This is a genomic window from Ruegeria sp. BHSB172 (assembly GCF_059613165.1).
Genome location: NZ_JBXWRZ010000025.1, coordinates 1 through 19,050 on the forward strand (window position 1 = coordinate 1; position 19,050 = coordinate 19,050).

Annotated in this window: 17 protein-coding genes and 1 pseudogene; 8 read left to right on the forward strand and 10 right to left on the reverse strand. The window is 64.4% G+C overall.

All coding sequences use genetic code 11. From position 1 onward, the window contains the following. Window positions 1-140 (forward strand): annotated as a pseudogene (locus AC2FM3_RS12020) (glyoxylate/hydroxypyruvate reductase A); the annotation flags it as partial. 88 nt (window positions 141-228) lie between these two features. On the opposite strand, the gene AC2FM3_RS12025 reads toward AC2FM3_RS12020, so the two are convergent. From AC2FM3_RS12025 to AC2FM3_RS12050, 6 genes are all read right to left on the reverse strand, one after another. Then, on the reverse strand, window positions 229-2,244 hold the full coding sequence (locus tag AC2FM3_RS12025; protein WP_496682058.1) for a M3 family metallopeptidase: 2,016 nt from the start codon (window positions 2,242-2,244) through the stop codon (window positions 229-231). 82 nt (window positions 2,245-2,326) lie between these two features. Continuing rightward, the gene (locus tag AC2FM3_RS12030) at window positions 2,327-3,373 is read right to left on the reverse strand and encodes a HesA/MoeB/ThiF family protein (protein ID WP_496682060.1); all 1,047 of its coding nucleotides are present in this window, start codon (window positions 3,371-3,373) and stop codon (window positions 2,327-2,329) included. Beyond that, on the reverse strand, window positions 3,373-3,828 hold the full coding sequence (dut, locus tag AC2FM3_RS12035; protein ID WP_496682140.1) for a dUTP diphosphatase: 456 nt from the start codon (window positions 3,826-3,828) through the stop codon (window positions 3,373-3,375). The genes AC2FM3_RS12030 and dut overlap by 1 nt, the downstream gene beginning before the upstream one ends. A 45-nt stretch (window positions 3,829-3,873) precedes the next feature. Then, window positions 3,874-5,070, reverse strand: coding sequence for a bifunctional phosphopantothenoylcysteine decarboxylase/phosphopantothenate--cysteine ligase CoaBC (gene coaBC / locus AC2FM3_RS12040; RefSeq protein ID WP_496682062.1), 1,197 nt, complete (start codon window positions 5,068-5,070; stop codon window positions 3,874-3,876). 64 nt (window positions 5,071-5,134) lie between these two features. Then, complete coding sequence (locus AC2FM3_RS12045; protein WP_496682064.1) at window positions 5,135-5,959, reverse strand: ChaN family lipoprotein; 825 nt, start codon at window positions 5,957-5,959, stop codon at window positions 5,135-5,137. Further along, window positions 5,956-6,834, reverse strand: a complete 879-nt coding sequence (locus tag AC2FM3_RS12050; protein WP_496682065.1) for an RNA polymerase factor sigma-32 — start codon at window positions 6,832-6,834, stop codon at window positions 5,956-5,958. The genes AC2FM3_RS12045 and AC2FM3_RS12050 overlap by 4 nt, the downstream gene beginning before the upstream one ends. Before the next feature lie 101 nt (window positions 6,835-6,935). Between AC2FM3_RS12050 and cobU the strand changes: the two genes are divergently transcribed. The 4 genes from cobU to AC2FM3_RS12070 all read left to right on the forward strand — a co-directional run bounded on the left by cobU (window position 6,936) and on the right by AC2FM3_RS12070 (window position 10,548). After that, window positions 6,936-7,457 (forward strand): bifunctional adenosylcobinamide kinase/adenosylcobinamide-phosphate guanylyltransferase, encoded by a 522-nt coding sequence (gene cobU, locus AC2FM3_RS12055; RefSeq protein ID WP_496682068.1) that lies wholly within the window; start codon window positions 6,936-6,938, stop codon window positions 7,455-7,457. Continuing rightward, window positions 7,454-8,032 carry a histidine phosphatase family protein gene (locus tag AC2FM3_RS12060; protein ID WP_496682071.1) on the forward strand — a complete coding sequence of 193 codons (579 nt, stop codon included), beginning with the start codon at window positions 7,454-7,456 and terminating at the stop codon, window positions 8,030-8,032. Before cobU ends, AC2FM3_RS12060 begins: the two co-directional genes overlap by 4 nt. A 58-nt stretch (window positions 8,033-8,090) precedes the next feature. Further along, window positions 8,091-8,969, forward strand: a complete 879-nt coding sequence (locus tag AC2FM3_RS12065; RefSeq protein ID WP_496682074.1) for a glutathione S-transferase — start codon at window positions 8,091-8,093, stop codon at window positions 8,967-8,969. Window positions 8,970-9,033: 64 nt separating this feature from the next. Then, window positions 9,034-10,548: a YifB family Mg chelatase-like AAA ATPase gene (locus tag AC2FM3_RS12070; RefSeq protein ID WP_496682076.1), complete on the forward strand. Its 1,515-nt coding sequence runs from the start codon at window positions 9,034-9,036 to the stop codon at window positions 10,546-10,548. Here the strand turns inward: AC2FM3_RS12070 and gshB are convergent. The 3 genes from gshB to rsmI form a co-directional block, all read right to left on the reverse strand. Continuing rightward, on the reverse strand, window positions 10,545-11,477 hold the full coding sequence (gene gshB / locus AC2FM3_RS12075; RefSeq protein ID WP_496682078.1) for a glutathione synthase: 933 nt from the start codon (window positions 11,475-11,477) through the stop codon (window positions 10,545-10,547). The genes AC2FM3_RS12070 and gshB overlap by 4 nt on opposite strands. A gap of 61 nt (window positions 11,478-11,538) precedes the next feature. Then, window positions 11,539-11,910 carry a YraN family protein gene (locus tag AC2FM3_RS12080; protein ID WP_496682081.1) on the reverse strand — a complete coding sequence of 124 codons (372 nt, stop codon included), beginning with the start codon at window positions 11,908-11,910 and terminating at the stop codon, window positions 11,539-11,541. A 1-nt stretch (window position 11,911) separates the two neighbouring features. Continuing rightward, window positions 11,912-12,769, reverse strand: a complete 858-nt coding sequence (gene rsmI, locus AC2FM3_RS12085) for a 16S rRNA (cytidine(1402)-2'-O)-methyltransferase (protein WP_496682083.1) — start codon at window positions 12,767-12,769, stop codon at window positions 11,912-11,914. Between the two features lie 88 nt (window positions 12,770-12,857). Between rsmI and AC2FM3_RS12090 the strand changes: the two genes are divergently transcribed. The 3 genes from AC2FM3_RS12090 to murJ are packed head-to-tail and all read left to right on the forward strand — an operon-like array spanning window position 12,858 to window position 18,335. Beyond that, window positions 12,858-14,018 carry a penicillin-binding protein activator gene (locus AC2FM3_RS12090; RefSeq protein ID WP_496682086.1) on the forward strand — a complete coding sequence of 387 codons (1,161 nt, stop codon included), beginning with the start codon at window positions 12,858-12,860 and terminating at the stop codon, window positions 14,016-14,018. Beyond that, window positions 13,978-16,797, forward strand: a complete 2,820-nt coding sequence (locus AC2FM3_RS12095; protein ID WP_496682089.1) for a [protein-PII] uridylyltransferase — start codon at window positions 13,978-13,980, stop codon at window positions 16,795-16,797. The genes AC2FM3_RS12090 and AC2FM3_RS12095 overlap by 41 nt, the downstream gene beginning before the upstream one ends. After that, a complete protein-coding gene (gene murJ, locus AC2FM3_RS12100; RefSeq protein WP_496682091.1) occupies window positions 16,794-18,335 on the forward strand; it encodes a murein biosynthesis integral membrane protein MurJ in 1,542 nt (513 codons plus the stop codon). The genes AC2FM3_RS12095 and murJ overlap by 4 nt, the downstream gene beginning before the upstream one ends. 3 nt (window positions 18,336-18,338) lie before the next feature. Here the strand turns inward: murJ and AC2FM3_RS12105 are convergent, their stop codons facing one another. After that, complete coding sequence (locus tag AC2FM3_RS12105; RefSeq protein ID WP_496682094.1) at window positions 18,339-19,025, reverse strand: rhomboid family intramembrane serine protease; 687 nt, start codon at window positions 19,023-19,025, stop codon at window positions 18,339-18,341. Window positions 19,026-19,050 lie beyond the last annotated feature (25 nt).

Here is a 19,050-nt window from a genome sequence, read left to right on the forward strand (position 1 = left end):
ATCCGAACGTGACGGTCACGCCCCATATCGCCTCGGAAACCCGGCCCGAGACCGCAGCCCAGGTCATCTGCGAGAACATCCGACGCAACGAAGCCGGACAGTCGCTTTTGCATCTGGTCGATCGCGACCTGGGCTACTGACGGCGCCGGAACAGCGCCGCATGCCAATCTCACTTGGTCCGTCGCCCGGCCCGCAATGGGCAGCGCGCGGCGGGGCGCAACCGGTCGGTCACGCCGCGATCAAGCCCCGCCCTTTCAGCAAGGCATCAACGCCCGGCAAGCGACCGCGAAACGCCAGATACAGATCTTCGGCCTCTTTCGAGCCGCCGGTCGACAGGATGTGTTCTTCCAGCGCCCGCGCCTTTTCGGGGTCGAACGCACCGCCGGCCTCTTCAAAGGCCGCAAAGGCATCCGCGTCCATGACCTCGGACCACATATAGCTGTAGTAGCCCGAGCTGTAGCCGTCCCCGGCAAAGACATGCGCGAAATGCGGGGTCGCGTGGCGTATCCCGATCGCATGCGGCATCCCGATCTCGGCCAGAACCTCGGCCTGCCGCGCCATCGGATCGGCCGGAGCCGGACCTTCGTGAAAGGCCAGATCGACCAGCGCCGAGGCCACATATTCCACCGTCTGGAAGCCCTGATCGAAATTGGCCGCACCGAGAACCTTTTCCAGCATCTCGGGCGGCATCGGCTCACCGGTTTCGGCATGGGTCGCGAACTGGGCCAGCACCTCTGGCACTTCCAGCCAATGTTCGTACAGCTGGCTCGGCAGCTCGACGAAATCCCGCGCGACGCTGGTGCCCGAGATGCTTTCATAGGTCACGTTCGACAGCATCTGATGCAGGGCGTGCCCGAATTCGTGGAACAGGGTCCGCGCGTCGTCATAGGACAACAGGGCCGGGTCACCCTTGGCGAAATTGCACACGTTGATGACAATCGGCGTCTGCACCTTGGGAAACTTGGCCTGCGCCCGCATCGCGCTGCACCATGCGCCAGACCGTTTCGAGCCGCGCGCGAAATAGTCGCCGATGAAAACGGCCACATGCTGGCCATTTCGGGTGACCTCCCAGGCCCGGCAATCGGGATGATACAGCGGCACATCCAGCGGCGCGAACTCCAGCCCGAACAGACGGTTGGCACAAGAAAACGCGGCCTCGATCATCCGGTCCAGTTGCAGAAAGGGCTTCAGCGCCGCCTCATCAAGGTCATGCTCGGCCTTGCGGCGCTTTTCAGCATAATAGCGCCAGTCCCACGGTTCGAGCGGACCGTTGATGCCGTCGGCCTGCATCATCTGCGTCAGCACCGCGGCATCGGCCTCGGCGCGGGCCTTGGCGGGGGTCCAGACCTGCATTAGCAGTTCGCGCACGCGCTGGGGGCTGCGGGCCATCTCAGTCTCCAGCTTGAAGGCCGCGAAATTCTCATAGCCCAGCAGCCGGGCGCGTTCCTCGCGCAGCTTCAGGATCTCGGCCGCGATGTCGCGGTTGTCGGTTTCACCCCCATTCGCCCCACGCGCCGTCCAGGCGCGATAGGCCTTCTCGCGCAGGTCGCGCCGGGGCGAGAATTGCAGGAACGGCACGATCAGCGACCGCGACAGGGTCACGATAGGGCCATCCGCCCCCTTTTCCCGGCCCGCGGCCCGCGCGGCGTCGATCACGAAATCGGGCAGCCCGTCCAGATCATCCTCGGAAAGCGGCATGAACCAGTTGCGCTCGTCCGCCAGCAGGTTCTGGGTGAAGGCGGTGCCAAGGCTGGCCAGACGCGCCTTGATGTCCTGCATGCGGGCATCCGCCTTGCCCTGCAGGGCCGCCCCCGAGCGGACAAAGCCGCGATGGGTCAGCATCAGCACCCGCGCCTGTTCCTCGGTCAAGCCCAGGTCGTCCCGCTGCGCCCACAGGTCCGCCACCCGCTGGAACAGGGCCTTGTTCGACGAGATCGCCGCGAAATGGGCCGCCAGCTTGGGCGAAAAGTCGCGCTGCAGCGCCTCGCGCGCCGGATTGCTGTCGGCTCCGGCCACGGTGTAGAATACCGACAGAACCTTGCTCAGACCTTCACCGGCGGCCTCGAGCGCCTCGATCGTGTTGGCAAAGCTTGGCGGTTCGGGGTTAGCCGCAATCGCCGCGATCTGGTCGGTATGCGCCTGCAGCGCCTGCTCGAGCGCCGGGGCGAAGTCATCATCCGAGATCTCGGCAAAAGGCGCGATTTCAAACGGGGTCGTCCAGTCGGACAGGATCGGGTTGCTCATCGAATACTCCTTTGAGCGTCAAGCTAGGAATAGCGGCAAGGATCGTCCAGAGGCGGACGCCAGGTTTCTGGAGCGGGTGCTCTCAGCCCAATTGCCCGCAGACGGGGCAATCGGCGCGCCGTGACAGGGTGATCTTGCGGCTTTCACCGTAAAGCGCGTCATAGATCAGCATCTCGCCGCGCAGGGCCTGACCGGCACCGGCGATCACCTTGATCGCCTCGACTGCCATCATTGCGCCCACCACGCCGGGCAGCGGCCCGATCACCCCGGCCTCGGCGCAAGAGGGCGCAAGACCCGGGGCCGGAGCCTCGGGGAAGATGCACTGGTAGCAGGGCGCGCCGCTGGCCGGATCAAACACGCTCAGCTGCCCCTCCCACTGCGACAGCGCGCCCGAGATCAGCGGTTTGCCCAGCGCCACGGCGGTGCGATTGGCCAGATACCGGGTCTCAAAATTGTCGGTTCCATCGAGGATCAGGTCATAGTCGGAAAACAGCTCGGCGGCGATCTCCTCGGTCAGACGACGGTGATAGGGGCGCACGATGACGTTGGGGTTCTGCGCCTCCATCGCCTGCTGCGCGGAGAAGACCTTGGGCATGCCGATGTCGGTATCGCGATGGATCACCTGCCGCTGCAGGTTGGCGTTTTCGACCACGTCGTCATCGATCACCCCGATCGTACCGACACCCGCGGCCGCCAGGTATTGCAAGGCCGGCGCGCCAAGCCCCCCGGCGCCGATCACCAGCACGCGCGCCGTCTTCATGCGTTTTTGGCCCGGTCCGCCCAACTCACGCAGGACGATGTGACGGGCATAGCGTTCCAGTTCGGTCAGGCTGAACTGCCCGGCGGGGGCGGGCGCAGGCTCGGCCTGCACCGAATGGGCACGACGGCGCAACGCTTTCACGATCGCGCCATACCCCGTCACCAAAGCCACCGCCCCCACCAGAATCAACCACATCGCGGCCGACCCGCCGGTGGCCAGACGGACCGGGTGCCCATCGGGCAGCACCAGATGCGACAGCACGACTCCCGCCAGGAGAACCAGAATCGAGACCCATCGCGCGGTTCGGGATGCGCCGGTCAGATAGCCCAGCCCCCACAGCCCCGCAGCCAGAATCAAGACCAACAGCATCAGCTGCGCCCGGTGGAACCGAACCCACCGGCTCCGCGTTCCGTCTGCCGCAGGCGGCCGGTCAGCTCGAACCGGGCCTGCACGACCGGCGCGACGACCAGCTGCGCGATCCGGTCGCCATGGGCGATCTCGAACCGGTCCTGCCCCGCGTTCAGCACGATCACCCCCAGCGGGCCGCGATAGTCGCTGTCGATCGTGCCCGGCGCGTTGGGCAGCGTGATCCCATGTTTCAAGGCAAGCCCCGAGCGTGGGCGGACCTGCGCCTCATATCCATCCGGTATCTCGATCCGCAGGCCGGTCGGCACCAAGGCGCGCTCTCCGGGCATCAGAACGATTTTGCCCCGATCCGGCAGGTTGGCCCGCACATCCGCACCGGCGGCACCGGCCGTTTCATAAGACGGCAATGCAACCGCCGGATCGGCCCCGTCTTCCCGGATCACCCGAATTGCCACCATCGCTGCCCCCTCGTTTTCCAACTGCGTGCACCTGCAATGGGCCGGTCACCCGGCCAAAGCCGCCGCAATCCGTTCCGCCAACTGCGCGGCCACCGCGTCCTTGCCCATGCGCGGCCATTCCTCGGCGCCCTGGTCCGTGATCAGCACAACCGCGTTCTCGGCCCCGCCCATGATCCCCGTCGCCGGGCTAACGTCATTGGCCACGATCCAGTCACAGCCCTTGCGCGCCCGCTTGGCGGTTGCATGGGCGATCACGTCGTCAGTCTCGGCGGCGAAACCCACGACCAAGGCGGGCCGGCCAGCACCCAAGTGCGACACCCGCTTCAGGATGTCCGGGTTCTCGGCAAACTCCAGTGCGGGCGTGCCATCGCGGCTTTTCTTGAGCTTGCGGTCCGAGGCCCCGTCAACGCGCCAGTCGGCCACCGCGGCGGCGAACACGCCCGCATCCACCGGCAAGGCGGCATCCACCGCATCCGACATCTGCTGCGCGGTCTCGACACGCACCACCTGCACGCCGTCGGGCGGCGGCACCTCGGCGGGACCGGTGACAAAGACCACCTCGGCCCCCAGCGCCGCCAGAGCCCGGGCAATCGCGGCACCCTGCGCGCCCGAGGACCGGTTGGCGATGTACCGCACCGGGTCGATCGGCTCGTGCGTCGGCCCCGAGGTCACCAGAATCCGCTTGCCCGTCAACGGACCGTCCGCCAGCGCCGCCTCGACCGCCGCGACGATCTCCAGCGGCTCGGACATCCGCCCGGGCCCGTATTCGCCGCAGGCCATGTCGCCATCGTTCGGCCCTACGAACCGAACCCCGTCGGCGATCAACTGACGGTGGTTGCGTTGGGTCGCCGGGTGGGTCCACATCCGTACGTTCATCGCCGGCGCGCACAGAACCGGCGTGTCCGTCGCCATCAACAGGGTCGAGGCCAGATCGTTGGCCAGCCCTCCGGCCATCTTGCCCATCAGATCGGCCGTCGCGGGCGCGACTACCACCAGATCGGCCGAGCGCGACAGTTGGATGTGCCCCATCTCGGCCTCATCCGTCAGGTCGAACAGATCGCGATAGGCCTTTTCCCCGGCCAGGGCCGCCACCGAAAGCGGTGTCACGAATTCTTCGGCCGCGCGGGTCAGGACCGGAGTGACCGAGGCGCCCCGCTCGCGCAGGCGGCGGATCAGGTCGAGCGACTTGTAGGCCGCGATGCCTCCGCCGATGATCAGGAGAATCCGTTTGGATGCCAGCATGTTCAGCCTTTCCCGGTCGCAGTCGGACCCGACACTATGCCACGCATGGCCCGAGTTCCAGCGGTTAATCCTGCGTCTCGAACGCCTTGCAGGGGTCCTCGCGATCGGCGGCGGGACTGTTGATCACCGCATCGAATTCACCGGTCAGCGCACCGTCTTCGGCCTGCCCCAACACGAACAGCCTCAGCCCCGGCTGCAGACGGCTCAGGAAGGTCGGAATGCCCTGATCCTTGCGCGCATGCCCATTGCCCGTGATCACCGCCACCGGTCCGCCGGTCTCATCCACCGCGCGCAGGATGGCGCGGGCCAGAACCGCATCGCGCAGGCGTTGGATGGCGACCAGCTGTGGCAAAATCTCGGCGGGCATGGCGTTGCAGTGGGCCGCCTGCTGCTCGGCCTCGCGCGCCGCCTGATCCTCGGGGGCCAGCGGCACGGTCAGGCCGTATCGCGCCGCATCCGCGCCCAGCGCGGTCGCGGCCCCGCGCTCCATCGCGGCCCGGGCAGCCGCACGGGGCACCATAGCTCCATAGACCGGGGCGTTCGAAGCCTGAAAAACCGGATAATACATGCTGAGCGGTGGCCATCCGGATTCGGCCCAGCGCAGGATGCGCGACAGTTCCTCGGGGTTTGACGCGGCCGTCTGCGCCAGACGCTGCGCGCCCTCTTCGGTGACCATTTCCCAAACGACGGCCGACGGCTCGATCGCTGCAATTGCCTCGGTCTGCACCACGTGATGGCGCGGGTTGTCGTGAACCTCGCCCAGGATGACCACATCGGCCTCTTTCATCAGGGCTAGAACATCGTCGGGTATGTATTCACCGGCCGCCGCCGCGCGCGCCAAACCGGTGAGGGAAACGGCAGCCGCCGTCAGAATCGCAAGAAATCTCATGCGAAGAAGTGTTGCACCTCGCGCGATTGCCCTTCAAGGCTCTTGCGCATTTTCACGAAGGCCGCCGCCTCGAGTTGGCGCACGCGCTCTTTCGACAGGCCCAATTCCTGACCGAGGCTTTCCAGCGTCCGCGCCGGGTCGCGCAACTTTCGCTCGCGCACGATGAACCGTTCCCGGTCGTTCAGCGCCTGCATCGCCGTGATGAGCCATTCCCGTAATTGGCGGGTGTCGTGTCCATGTTCCACCAGTTCGGCGGCCTGCGCGCTGTCATCCTCCAGCGCGTCGATCCATTCGCGTCCATCTTCGTCGGCCGACTGCACGGCGTTCAGAGAAAAATCGGACCCAGCCAGCCGGCCATGCATCATTTCGACATCACGCAGCGGAACACCAATCTCGGCCGCGATCATCTGGTAAAGCTGGTGCCGGTCCAGTTCCAAACCATCGGACGCAGCTTCGCGCTCCAGCCGCGCCTGCACCCGGCGCATGTTGAAGAACAGGGATTTCTGGGATGACGTCGAACCGGTCCGCACCATCGACCAGTTGCGCATCACGTAGTCCTGAATGCTGGCCTTGATCCACCACACCGCATAGGTCGAGAAGCGAACCCCGCGATCCGGGTCGAACTTGTCTGCTGCCTTCATTAGGCCCAGCCCGGCCTCTTGGATCAGGTCATTCATCGGCGCGCCATAGCGTTTGAACTTGGCCGCCATTGAAATTGCCAATCGCATATAGGCCATAATCAATCGGTGGAGGGCCTGTTCGTCGCGCTCGTCGCGCCAAGCGTAGGCCAGGCGCAATTCAGTTTCCGCATCCAGCAATTCGGCTTTCATAGCCTGCCGGGACATCGAGAAGTCGTTCGGGTTATCCAGTGCCATGCAGCTCTCCCATCTGTCGTAGGCGCCGCCGGTCTTGCCTTGCCGACGTATGGTCGATACGCAAGGGCGCACCGGGTGGATCACTGTAAAGGTAGTAAAAAATGCATCCCGATTTAACCTTTGTGCTGGGTGGCGCGGCGTCGGGAAAATCTGCATTTGCCGAACAACTCTCTGTTTCAACAGGAAAAACCCGCGTCTACCTGGCAACATCACAAGTGTTTGATGATGAGATGCGCCTAAAAATCAGGCGCCATGTGGACCAAAGAGGCGACGGCTGGCACACGATCGAAGCCCCGATGGACCTGCGTCCGGCGCTGGCGGGGCTGAGCCCGGATCAGGTCTGCCTGATCGATTGCGCCACGATGTGGCTCAGCAATCACTTGCTTGCCGACAGCGATCTTGAACGGGAACAGGCCGCCCTTTTGGCCGCGCTACGGACCTGCCCCGCGCAGGTCGTGATGGTCTCGAACGAGGTTGGACACGGTATCGTTCCCGACAATGCGCTGGCACGCAAATTCCGCGAGGCGCAGGGGCGGCTGAACATTGCCCTCGCCGCCCAAGCCGATCTGGTGGTTCAGGTCATCGCGGGACTACCGCAGGTCTTGAAAGGCCAGTTGCCGTGACCCGGTTGCATTTGGTCCGTCACGGCCCGACCCATGCCAAGACGATGGTGGGCTGGTCCGATATTCCCGCCGACCTGAGCGACCACGCGGCCCTCACGCGCCTACACGACCACCTGCCGCGGGATGCGCTGGTCATTTCCTCGGACCTGTCGCGCGCTGCGGATACGGCCACGGCAATTCAAGGCACGCGCCGCCGCCTGCCGCACCACCCCGACCTGCGCGAGATCCATTTCGGCACTTGGGAAATGCGCACCTTTCCCGAGATCGAGGCAGAAGACCCCGAACTGGCCTTTGCCTATTGGGACAGCCCAGGCGACGTGCGTCCGCCCAACGGCGAAAGCTGGAACGCGGTCCGCGCGCGGGTCGACGCGGCGATCGACGGTTTGATCGCTATGCATACAGGCGCCAATCTGGTCATCGTGGCTCATTTCGGCGTGATCCTGACCCAGGTACAGCGTGCCTTGGATCTGGACGCGCAACAGGCCTTTGCCCATCGCATCGACAACCTGTCGGTGACCGAGTTGGCGTTTGACGGCAAAACCTGGTCGGTCGGCCGGATCAATCATCTTCCGTGAATACAACGCACACAAATCAGCGTTTTACCGATGTCAGGCGCTCGGCCATCCTTGGGCCATGACATATGACCTTTTCATCGGGGACCGCCTGTTTTCAAGCTGGTCCATGCGCGGATGGCTGATGCTGGAAAAATTCGGCCTGCCCTACACGACCCACATGATCGGCCTGTATTCGGGCACGATGGCCCGGGACATGCAGCCGCTGGCCCCGGCCCGTCTGGTCCCTGCGCTGCGCCTGCCCGACGGCACGGTGGTCGGCGAAAGCCTCGCCATCGCCGAGACGCTGGCCGAACGCCATACCGATGCCCAGCTTTGGCCGCAAGACGCCGCAGCCCGCGCAACCGCCCGTTGGCTTTGTGCCGAGATGGTCGCCGGGTTCCATGCCCTGCGGTCGGCCTGCCCCATGCAACTCAAACACCGCTGGAAAGGGTTCGAGCCGTCCGGCGAAACCCGCGCCGATCTGACCCGGATCGAGACCCTGTGGGCGCATGCGCGCAAAATTTCGGGCATGGAGTCCGGCCCGTTGTTCGGCAGCTATTCGCTGGCCGATGTGTTCTATACGCCGGTCGCGGCCAGGATCATCGGCTACGGTCTGCCCGTATCCGCGCAGAACCACGACTATTGCATGGAGTTGTTGTCGGACCCGGCGGTTCGACAATGGCGCGCGATGGGTCTAACGGTCGACTACGACCCGTTCCCCTATGACCAGCCGCTCGACGCCGAGCCTTGGCCGATCGGCGAGGCCTCGACAGCCCGCGCAGTTGAGGCGGGGCCGTCGGTCAATGACCTCTGCCCCTATTCCGGCGAACCGGTGACCGCATTTCTCGAACTGGACAGCAAACGATGGGGCTTCTGCAACACTTTCTGCCGCGACAAAACCGTGGCCGACCCCGGAGCGTGGCCGAAATTCACGCATATGATCCGGCAAGCGATGTGACCGTTAACCATTCCTAAACCGGCGCCATGGCAGCAAGGCCCTGTTAACCACGAACAGGATCGCCATGGTCGCCCGCGCTCATACCGTTGCTTTTCAGGGGGTCGAGGCCCGCCCGGTCGAGGTGCAATGCGCCGTATCCCCCGGGCTGCCCGCCTTTTCAATCGTCGGCCTGCCGGACAAGGCCGTGTCCGAGGCCCGCGAACGCGTGCGCAGTGCGCTGAGTGCGATGGCCATTGCGCTGCCATCCAAACGCATCACGATCAACCTGTCGCCCGCCGACCTGCCCAAGGAAGGCAGCCATTTCGACCTGCCGATCGCGCTGGCCCTGCTCTGTGCCATCGACATCCTGCCCGCCGACGCCGCCGAAGGCACCATGGCTCTGGGCGAGCTTTCGCTGGACGGCTCATTGGTACCCGTGGCCGGCGCCCTGCCCGCCGCGATGACCGCCGCGGCCGAGGGCCGCACGCTGCTGTGTCCGCGCGCGTCAGGTGCCGAGGCGGCCTGGGTCGACGCAACCCAGGTGATCGGGGCCTCGTCCCTGGGCGACGTCGTGCGCCATTTTACGGGTCAGTCGCCCCTGTCGGTCGCCGAACCCGGCGAGGTCAGGTTGGAGCCCTCGACCCGCGATCTGCGCGACGTCAAAGGGCAGGAACGGGCAAAACGCGCATTGGAAATCGCAGCGGCCGGCCGTCACCACATGATCATGATCGGCACGCCGGGATCGGGCAAATCCATGCTGGCCGCCCGCTTGCCCGGCATACTGCCGCCGCTGACGCCCACCGAGGCGCTGGAGACCTCGATGATCCAATCGCTGTGCGGTATGCTGGACGAGGGCGGCATCAGCAGGACCCGCCCGTTCCGCGAGCCGCATCACACGGCATCGATGGCGGCGATCGTAGGCGGCGGAAAAGGCGCGAAACCCGGCGAGATTTCCCTAGCCCACAACGGCGTCCTGTTCATGGACGAGTTCCCCGAGTTTCCGCGTACGGTTCTGGAAACCCTACGCCAGCCCATCGAAACCGGCGAGGTCATGGTCGCCCGCGCCAACGCCCATGTGAAATACCCCTGCCGGTTCATGTTGGTGGCGGCAGCGAACCCCTGTAAATGCGGATATCTCAGCGACCCGTCCCGCGCCTGCTCGCGCGCGCCGGTCTGCGGCGAGGACTATCTGGGCCGCATCTCGGGGCCGCTGATGGACCGGTTCGATCTGCGGATCGAGGTGCCGCCCGTGGGCTTTACCGACCTTGACCTGCCGCCATCCGGAGACAGCTCGGCCACGGTTGCCACGAGGGTGCAGCAGGCGCGCGTTGTTCAGGCCCGGCGCTTTCAGGACACGCCCGGCATTCTCCAGAACGCCGATATCGAGGGCAATCTGCTGGAAGAGGTCGCCGCTCCAGACGCCGAGGGCAAGGACCTGCTGGTCAAGGCGGCCGAACGGTTCGGCCTGTCGGCGCGGGCCTACCACCGTATTCTGCGTGTGGCCCGCACCATTGCGGATCTCGAGGACGCGCCCGATGTGCGTCGCCCCCATGTGGCCGAGGCGCTGAGCTACAGGATCAGCGCCCGAGTTGCGGCTTAGACCTTGGCCTCAATCGCCTGCCAGATCTTTTCGGCAATATTGGTTCCGTTGAACCGCTCCAATTCCTGGATTCCTGTGGGCGAAGTCACGTTGATTTCGGTCAGATAGTCGCCGATCACGTCGATGCCTACGAAAATCTGGCCTTTTTCCTTCAGCAGCGGTCCGATGGCCGCGCAAATCTCAAGATCACGGTCGGTCAGGCCAATCTTTTCGGGCCGGCCGCCCACATGCATGTTCGACCGCGTTTCACCCTCGGCTGGAACGCGGTTGATCGCGCCGACTGGTTCGCCATCTACCAGGATCACCCGCTTGTCGCCGTTGCGCACATCCGGCAGGAATTTCTGAACGATCAGCGGCTCTCGCGAGAAACCGGTGAACAACTCGTGCAACGAGGTCAGGTTGCGGTCATCCGCATCGAGGCGGAACACGCCGGCCCCACCATTGCCATAGAGCGGCTTGAGGATGATGTCGCCGTGCTTTTCCTTGAACGCCTTGATGGTCCGCAGATCGCGGGCGATCGTGGTTGGCGGAGTCAGGTCAGGGAAATCCAGAACCAGCAGTTTTTCCGGGTAGTTGCGCACCCAGAACGGATCATTCACAACCAGCGTCTGCCCGCGCAGCCGATCCAGCAGATGGGTCGAGGTGATATAGTGCATGTCGAACGGCGGGTCCTGCCGCAGCCAGACGACATCGAAATCCGCAAGATCAACCTCGCGCTCAAGCCCCAGAACCGCTGGCTGATCAGCAACCCGCTGCACCGTCATGTCGTGACCGCGGGCGGTGATGCGCCCCTCTTGATAGGCCAGTTGATCGGGTCCGTAGTAAAACAGCTGGTGGCCGCGGGCCTGGGCTTCTTCGGCCAGCCGGAACGAGCTGTCGGCATTGATGTCCACGGCCCCGATCGGGTCCATCTGAAAGGCGATTTTCATGGCGTGTCCCTCGTGTTCACGCCAGATACATGGCCCAGCGGGGACGGGTGTTCAATGGCGATCAGCCCTGACCAAAGGCGTTTTCGACGATTTGCACTGCGCCCGTTGCATCCACCAGAGCCGCATCGAACCGGACATCGGTCAGCTGTCCGCCCGGTTCCTGTGCCAAATACTGCGCCGCCGAGGCATATATCCGGTCGATCTGGCGCTTGCTGATCCGTGCCGCGGCGCTGTCAAAGGTTTGGCTTTTCTTGACCTCGACGAACACAAGGCCTTGCGCATCCCGGACGATCAGGTCGATCTCGCCCCCCGCGCCGCGCCAACGCCTGTGACAGACCTCGAACCCTCGTCTTTCGTAGTCGGCAGCGACGCTGTGCTCGGCCGCTTGCCCGGCGTGATAGGAAACCGAGCCCTGGACCGACCGTCGCGCCATATCATCCCTTTCCCAGTTGCAGAGCCTTTTGGTAAATCGGCCGCCTTGGCAAATCATACATCTTGGACACCAGATCTGCCGCATCCCGCACCGAGTGCGTTTCCAGAGCCTGTCGCAGCGCCTCTTCTACATCCGAATCGTTAACGGCTTGTGAATGGGCGCGCTCCACCAGCAAGACGATCTCGCCCTTCACGGTGGCATCTCGATACTGCTCGGACAGCTCTAGCAAGCTACCCCGCCGGACTTCCTCGAACTTTTTGGTCAGTTCACGACAGACCGCGGCCTGTCGCTCGTCGCCCAAGACTTGCGCCAGATCCGACAGGCATGCCCCCAAACGCTTGGGGGATTCGTAGAATACCAGCGTTCCGGGAATGTCGCGCAGCGCCTCGATCCGTGTTCGGCGGGCGCCTGACGCATTCGGCAGGAAACCGGCGAAAAAGAAGGCGTCCGTCGGCAGGCCCGCCAGGGTCAGCGCCGTCACTACAGCTGACGCACCGGGGGCGCAGGTCACGGTGAATCCGGCCTCGGCCGCCTGCTTGCCCAGGTCGTAACCCGGATCGGCGATCAGCGGCATGCCAGCCTCGGAGGCGTAGGCCACCGACTTGCCCTGTGCCAGTTCGGCCATGATCCGCTCGCGCGCGCCCGTGCCGCTGTGATCGTGATAGGACAGAATGCGCCGCCCTTCGAGCGGCACGCCGTGAATCTCCATCAGTTTGCGCAGGCTTCGTGTGTCTTCCGCGGCGATCACATCCGCCGAGGCCAGAACATCCAACGCCCTCAGCGTGATGTCGCGCGCCGTTCCGATCGGTGTGGCAACGAAATACAGCCCCCCCGCCAATCTAACCTTTTGGAAATTCAATGCTGGACCCTCGCAGCGTGACGTTTATTATCGCGGCGGCACCAAACAGCAGCGTCCCGTGCCGCCGGATCAGGGAGTTTTCATCGAGATGTCCACCGTTTGCAACCCCGTTCGCAAGATCGCGAAAATCGCCATCGGCATTGCCACTGCTGCGTTTCTGGCCGCCTGCGAGCCGGGCGCGACCGGCCGGGGCCCCTCGATCGATACCTCCGAGCCGGTTCCCGTTGCGCTGCTGGTGCCTCAGTCCAGCGATCCGTCGCTGGCCCAAAGCCTCGAGAACGCCGCGCGTCTGGCGATGGCGGATCTTCAGAACGCCCGGATCGACCTGCGGGTCTATGACACGGCCGGAAATCCGAACACCGCGACCGCGTCGGCGCAGCAGGCGGTGGCCGACGGCGCCAAGGTCATTCTGGGGCCCGTCTATGCCCAGGCCGCCAATGCGGCGGGGCTGGCAGTGCTGAGCAAGAACGTGAACGTGCTTTCGTTTTCGAACAACACCAGCATCGCGGGCGGCAATGTCTTCGTGCTGGGGCCGACCTTCGACAACACGGCCCGCCGGCTGATCAATTTCGCAGGCCGGCAGGGCAAATCGAAAATGGTTGTCGTCTACAGCAACGACGCCGCCGGGCAGTTGGGACGCGCCGCGATCGCCAACGCCCTTAGTGGCAGCCGAGTCGCCAATGCCGGCGAGGTCGGCTTTGACCGGTCTCAGCAAGGCGTGATCGACGCGGTTCCGGCGATCAAGGCCACGGTGGATCAGACCGGAGCGGATTCGATTTTCCTGACCGCCACGACCGCCGGCGCGCTGCCGTTGTTCACCCAATTGCTGCCAGAGGCCGGCGTGTCCCCCGCCCTGGTGCAATATATCGGCCTGACACGATGGGACATCCCGGCGCAGACTCTGGAGTTGCCCGGGGTCCAGGGCGGATGGTTCGCCCTGCCCGATCCGGCCAAGGCCCAAGCCTATCGGCAGCGCTACAACGCGACCTATGGCGAGGCCCCGCACCCGATCAGTGGGTTGGCCTATGACGGTATCGCAGCCATCGGCGCCTTGGCCAGCCAGGGCAATTCGAACGCCCTGTCAGCGGCCGCGTTGACGCAGAACGCCGGGTTCCAGGGGGTGGGCGGCATCTTCCGTCTACGACCGGACGGCACCAACGAACGCGGTCTGGCGGTTGCCACGATCCAGAACAAACAGGTGGTTGTGATTGACCCTGCCCCACAAAGCTTCTCCGGCGCCGGTTTCTGAACCGCTTGCGCTGGCTCTGCAGCCCAGCGGCCCGCTGATCTGTGACGCCTCTGAGATTTTCGACAGCGATGCGATCGGCGCCCGGTTGTCAGCGGCCCTTATGGATACCTCTGACACGGCGGCGGCCCGCGCTGCGGTGGTGCGCGTGTTGCGCGACGCGCAAAAGGCCGGGCGTCAGGCCATTGCCGAAGCGTTCACCGCCCGCCCTTTCGACGCCCGTCCATTGACCCGGTCCTACACCTATCTGACCGACGGGCTGGTCTGCACCGCGTTGCAGGTGGCCAGCACCCGGCTGCATCCGCTGGCGAATCCGACCCAGGGTGAAAAGATCGCCGTGATGGCGGTCGGCGGCTATGGGCGTGGGGAAATGGCACCGTTCTCGGATGTCGATCTGCTGTTCCTGACGCCCTACAAGATCACTGCCTGGGCCGAAAGCGTGATCGAATCCATGCTGTACATGCTGTGGGATCTGCGGCTGAAGGTCGGTCATTCGTCGCGCACGATCCGCGACTGCCTGCGCCTGGGCGAGGATGATTTCACGATCCGGACCGCGATGCTGGAGCACCGGTTTCTGGGCGGCGACGCGGCCCTGGCCGCCGAGCTCGAACAGCGGCTGAAATCTGACCTGTTCAAGGGCTCGGAACGCGAATTCATCGAGGCCAAGCTGCACGAACGTGACGCGCGCCACCTCAAACAGGGCGAGCGCTACGTGGTCGAGCCCAACGTGAAAGAAGGCAAGGGCGGGCTGCGCGACCTGCAGTCGCTGTACTGGATCGCCAAATATATCTACGGCGTACAAGATGTGGCCGAGTTGGTGCCTCTCGGTCTTTTTACCGCCGACGAGCTCAGAACTTTCTCCCAAGCTGAAGAATTCCTGTGGGCGGTGCGCTCCCACCTGCATCTGGTTACCGGGCGGGCGACCGAGAAATTGACCTTTGATCTTCAGGTCGAAGTTGCCGAGCGTATGGGATACGAGGACCGCGCGGGACGTCGTGCGGTCGAAATCTTTATGCAGCGCTACTTCCGCGAGGCCACCCGAGTCGGTGAGTTGACACGGATTTTTTTGACGAAGCTCGAAGCGGCCCACATGAAGAGCGCGCCCCTGCTGGAACGTATCTTCAGCCGCAAACCGCGGGTCAAGCCGGGGTACAAGGTGGTGCACGGGCGTCTGGACGTGGCCGACCCCAACAGCTTCCTGTCCGACAAGCTGAACCTGCTGCGCCTGTTCGAAGAGGGCCTGCGCACCGGTATGCTGATCCACCCCGATGCCATGCGGCTGGTCACCGCCAACCTGCACCTGATCGACGATGACATGCGTAACGACAAAGAGGCGCGGCGCATCTTTCTGGATCTGATGCTAAAACACGGCAATCCCGAACGCGCGCTGCGCCGCATGAACGAACTGGGCGTTCTTTCGGCCTTCATCCCCGAATTCGAGCCCATCGTGGCGATGATGCAGTTCAACATGTACCACAGCTACACCGTGGACGAACACACGATCCAGTGCATCACAAACCTGGCGCAGATTGAACGCGGCGAGTTGGTCGAGGCGCTGCCCTTGGCCTCGTCGATCCTGAAGGGCGGCGTGAACCGTCGGGTGCTGTATGTCGCGCTGTTGCTGCATGACATCGGCAAGGGCCGCTCCGAGGATCATTCGATTCTGGGGGCACGGATCGCCCGCACGGTGGCGCCGCGACTGGGGCTAAACAAGAAGGAATGCGAAACCGTCGAATGGCTGGTGCGCTATCACCTGCTGATGTCGGACATGGCGCAGAAGCGCGACATTTCCGACCCGCGCACGGTCCGCGACTTCGCCAAAGCGGTGAAAACCGTCAAACGGCTGGACCTGCTGACGGTTCTGACGGCCTGCGACATCCGCGGGGTGGGGCCCGATACCTGGAACAACTGGAAGGCCACCTTGCTGCGCGCGTTGCACGCCGAAACCAAGCGGGCGCTGGAAACCGGGATGGAGGATCTCAACCGCGCCAACCGGGGCGCCGAGGCCAAGAAGGCGCTGCGCGAGGCGCTGGCGGGCTGGTCCAAGGCCGATCTCAAGACCGAGACCGCGCGGCACTATGACCCGTATTGGCAGGGTCTGAACCTCGAAACCCATGTCGAGTTCGCCGAAATGCTGCGAGCGCTGGAACACGGCGGCGACCCGGGCGCCATGGAAATCCGTCTGCACCCCGACGAGGACCGCGACGCTACCCGTGCCTGTTTCGCCATGGCCGACCATCCCGGCATCTTTGCCCGCATCGCCGGGGCGCTGGCGCTGGCGGGGGCCAACGTCGTGGATGCGCGCAGCTACACCACCAAGGACGGTTATGTCACCGATGCCTTCTGGATCCAGGATTCCGAAGGTCACCCATTTGACACGGCCCGCTTGCCACGCCTGACCCAGATAATACACAAGACATTGAAGGGCGAAGTGGTCGCCCGCGACGCGCTCAAGTCTCGCGACAAGATCAAGAAGCGGGAAAAGGCGTTCAATGTTCCGACCCACATCACCTTCGACAACGAAGGTTCGGAAATCTACACCATCATCGAGGTCGACACCCGCGACCGCCCCGGCCTGCTCTACGATCTGGCCCGAACCCTTGCGGCGGCCAATGTCTATATCGCCAACGCGGTGATCGCGACCTATGGCGAGCAGGTGGTGGACACGTTCTATGTCAAGGACATGTTCGGGCTGAAATACCATTCCGAGTCCAAGCAGCGCGCGCTTGAGGCCAAGTTGCGCAGCGCCATCGCCGAAGGCGCCGAGCGGGCGGCCTCATGAAGCAGATCCGCCTGTTTTCGGGCCTGTTCACGGTCGGGTTCTGGACCCTGGCCAGCCGCATTCTGGGATTTGCGCGCGAAATCCTTCTGACCGCGCTGATCGGCCCGGGACCCGTGATGGACGCCTTTGTTGCGGCCTTCCGCCTGCCCAACATGTTCCGCCGATTCTTCGCCGAGGGCGCTTTCAACGCGGCCTTCGTTCCGATGTTTTCGAAACGGCTGGAAGGCGGCGAGGACGCGCAAGGGTTTGCGCAGGATGCGTTCAACCTGCTGGCAACGGCCGTTCTGGCGCTGGTCGGGCTGGCCATGGTCTTCATGCCGGGGCTGGTCTGGCTGACGGCCGAGGGGTTTTATGGCGACGAACGTTTCGATCTGGCGGTCGGGTACGGTTATGTCGTCTTTCCCTACATCCTGTTCATGTCTCTGGCCGCGCTGTTTTCCGGGGTTCTCAATGCCACCGGTCGCTTCGCCGCCGCTGCTGCGGCTCCGGTCCTGCTGAACATCTTCGCCTGCACGGCACTCATCGTAGGCGCGGTATCCGGGGGCGAGGTCATCCGTTGGCTCATTGCCGTCATACCCGTTGCCGGGGTCGCTCAACTGGCGTTGGTATGGGTCGCCACCGAACGCGCCGGAATTCGCATCCGGTTCGGCCGACCGAAGCTCAGCCCTGACATGCGCAAGATGGTTCGGATCGCGGTACCAGCCGCCCTTGCGATGGGGGTGACTCAGGTCAATCTGGTCGTAGGGCAGTTGGTCGCGTCAAAGACCGAAAATGCCGTCAGTTGGCTGTTCGCTGCCGACCGGCTGTATCAGCTGCCGCTGGGCGTGGTCGGCATCGCCGTGGGCATCGTGCTGTTGCCCGACTTGTCGCGTCGTCTGCGCGCGGGTGACGGCGATGGTGCGCGCAACGCTTTTTCCCGCGCCGGAGAATTCACCCTCTTGTTGACTATTCCGGCAACCGTGGCCTTCGTGCTCGTCCCGGTCCCGCTGGTTTCGGTCCTGTTCCAACGTGGCCAGTTCACCCCTGAAGACACGGCTGCCACCGCACTGGCCGTGGCGGTCTATGGCGTCGGCCTGCCGGCCTTCATGCTGCAAAAGCTGCTGCAACCGCTGTTCTTCGCGCGCGAGGATACCCGTTCGCCCTTCCGGTATGCCGTGGTGGCTATGGTCATCAACGCCGTTCTGGCTTTTGGGCTGTACCCGATCGTCGGCTGGATCGCCCCAGCCATTGCGGCCTCGGCCGCCGGGTGGGGCATGGTGGCGCTGTTGGCACTGGGTGCCCGGCGCATGGGCGACGAGGCTCGTTTCGACGACAGGTTCAAGCGCCGCGCGCCCAGAATATTGGTCGCTTCAATAGGAATGGGTGTGGCGCTGGTCGTGGCAATGCAGATGTTCGGCTGGGCATTCGACATTCCGGGTTGGCGGTATCTGGCGTTACTGGCCCTGATCGTGGTCGCCGCAGTGTCTTACTTCCTTCTGGGCCACCTGCTGGGTGCGTTCCGCCTGTCCGAGTTCCGGTCCGCCCTGCGAAGGTCCTGACCGTCAATCCCGCCGGATACGCCCCACCAGCCGCGCCCATCCTCCCGGTGCCACGAAAAACGACAGCGCGAACCCGGTCGCGAACCCACCCAGATCGGCAACCCAATCCGAGGTGCCGCCGAAGATCAGGCCGAACAGCAGTTGGATGCCCATCAGCACCGCGATCAACTGGAATGCCCGTGCCTGGTTCTCTCCGACCAGCGACAGCCTGCGCCATAGCAGCCAGGTGAACGCGCCGATCAGGCCATAGACCGGCGGGAAGCCCCCGACCAGCGGATAGCGCGGGTCCAGCAGCACCGCATAGGCCAGCGCCCCGCCCACGCCGGACAGCACGAAGATCACCAGCATCGCAAAACCGCCAAACACCTCGCCCACCATTTTGCCCATCGCCAAAACAAAGACGCAGACAAAAAGCGCCTGGGTAAAACTGCCTGACACGAAGGGGTAGGTGAAGAACCGGATCACATGCTCGACCGGCCAACGCCCGTTCATCACCATCCAGTCGAAGATGTCGGCCGAGAAGGAATAGCGCTTGATCGCCTCCAGCCGCCAGCCTACCGCGTCGGGTCCGCCGACCAGGCCGCGCGTGCCGAGGGTGAAGGCCAGTTCGATCCCCATGATGAACAGGACCAGCGCCACCACCACGGGTGGCAGGGGGTTCACGGGGGGTGTGTAGTGCTCGCTGCTCATTGGGCGGGCCTTTCGCGGCTGTTGA

Excerpts from the sequence above, each read along its gene's own strand:
- AC2FM3_RS12025 (WP_496682058.1), bottom strand. The coding sequence starts at position 2,244 with ATGAGCAACCCGATCCTGTCCGACTGGACGACCCCGTTTGAAATCGCG.
- AC2FM3_RS12030 (WP_496682060.1), bottom strand. The coding sequence starts at position 3,373 with ATGCTGTTGGTCTTGATTCTGGCTGCGGGGCTGTGGGGGCTGGGCTAT.
- dut (WP_496682140.1), bottom strand. The coding sequence starts at position 3,828 with ATGGTGGCAATTCGGGTGATCCGGGAAGACGGGGCCGATCCGGCGGTT.
- coaBC (WP_496682062.1), bottom strand. The coding sequence starts at position 5,070 with ATGCTGGCATCCAAACGGATTCTCCTGATCATCGGCGGAGGCATCGCG.
- AC2FM3_RS12045 (WP_496682064.1), bottom strand. The coding sequence starts at position 5,959 with ATGAGATTTCTTGCGATTCTGACGGCGGCTGCCGTTTCCCTCACCGGT.
- AC2FM3_RS12050 (WP_496682065.1), bottom strand. The coding sequence starts at position 6,834 with ATGGCACTGGATAACCCGAACGACTTCTCGATGTCCCGGCAGGCTATG.
- cobU (WP_496682068.1), top strand. The coding sequence starts at position 6,936 with ATGCATCCCGATTTAACCTTTGTGCTGGGTGGCGCGGCGTCGGGAAAA.
- AC2FM3_RS12065 (WP_496682074.1), top strand. The coding sequence starts at position 8,091 with ATGACATATGACCTTTTCATCGGGGACCGCCTGTTTTCAAGCTGGTCC.
- AC2FM3_RS12070 (WP_496682076.1), top strand. The coding sequence starts at position 9,034 with ATGGTCGCCCGCGCTCATACCGTTGCTTTTCAGGGGGTCGAGGCCCGC.
- gshB (WP_496682078.1), bottom strand. The coding sequence starts at position 11,477 with ATGAAAATCGCCTTTCAGATGGACCCGATCGGGGCCGTGGACATCAAT.
- AC2FM3_RS12080 (WP_496682081.1), bottom strand. The coding sequence starts at position 11,910 with ATGGCGCGACGGTCGGTCCAGGGCTCGGTTTCCTATCACGCCGGGCAA.
- AC2FM3_RS12090 (WP_496682086.1), top strand. The coding sequence starts at position 12,858 with ATGTCCACCGTTTGCAACCCCGTTCGCAAGATCGCGAAAATCGCCATC.
- murJ (WP_496682091.1), top strand. The coding sequence starts at position 16,794 with ATGAAGCAGATCCGCCTGTTTTCGGGCCTGTTCACGGTCGGGTTCTGG.
- AC2FM3_RS12105 (WP_496682094.1), bottom strand. The coding sequence starts at position 19,025 with ATGAGCAGCGAGCACTACACACCCCCCGTGAACCCCCTGCCACCCGTG.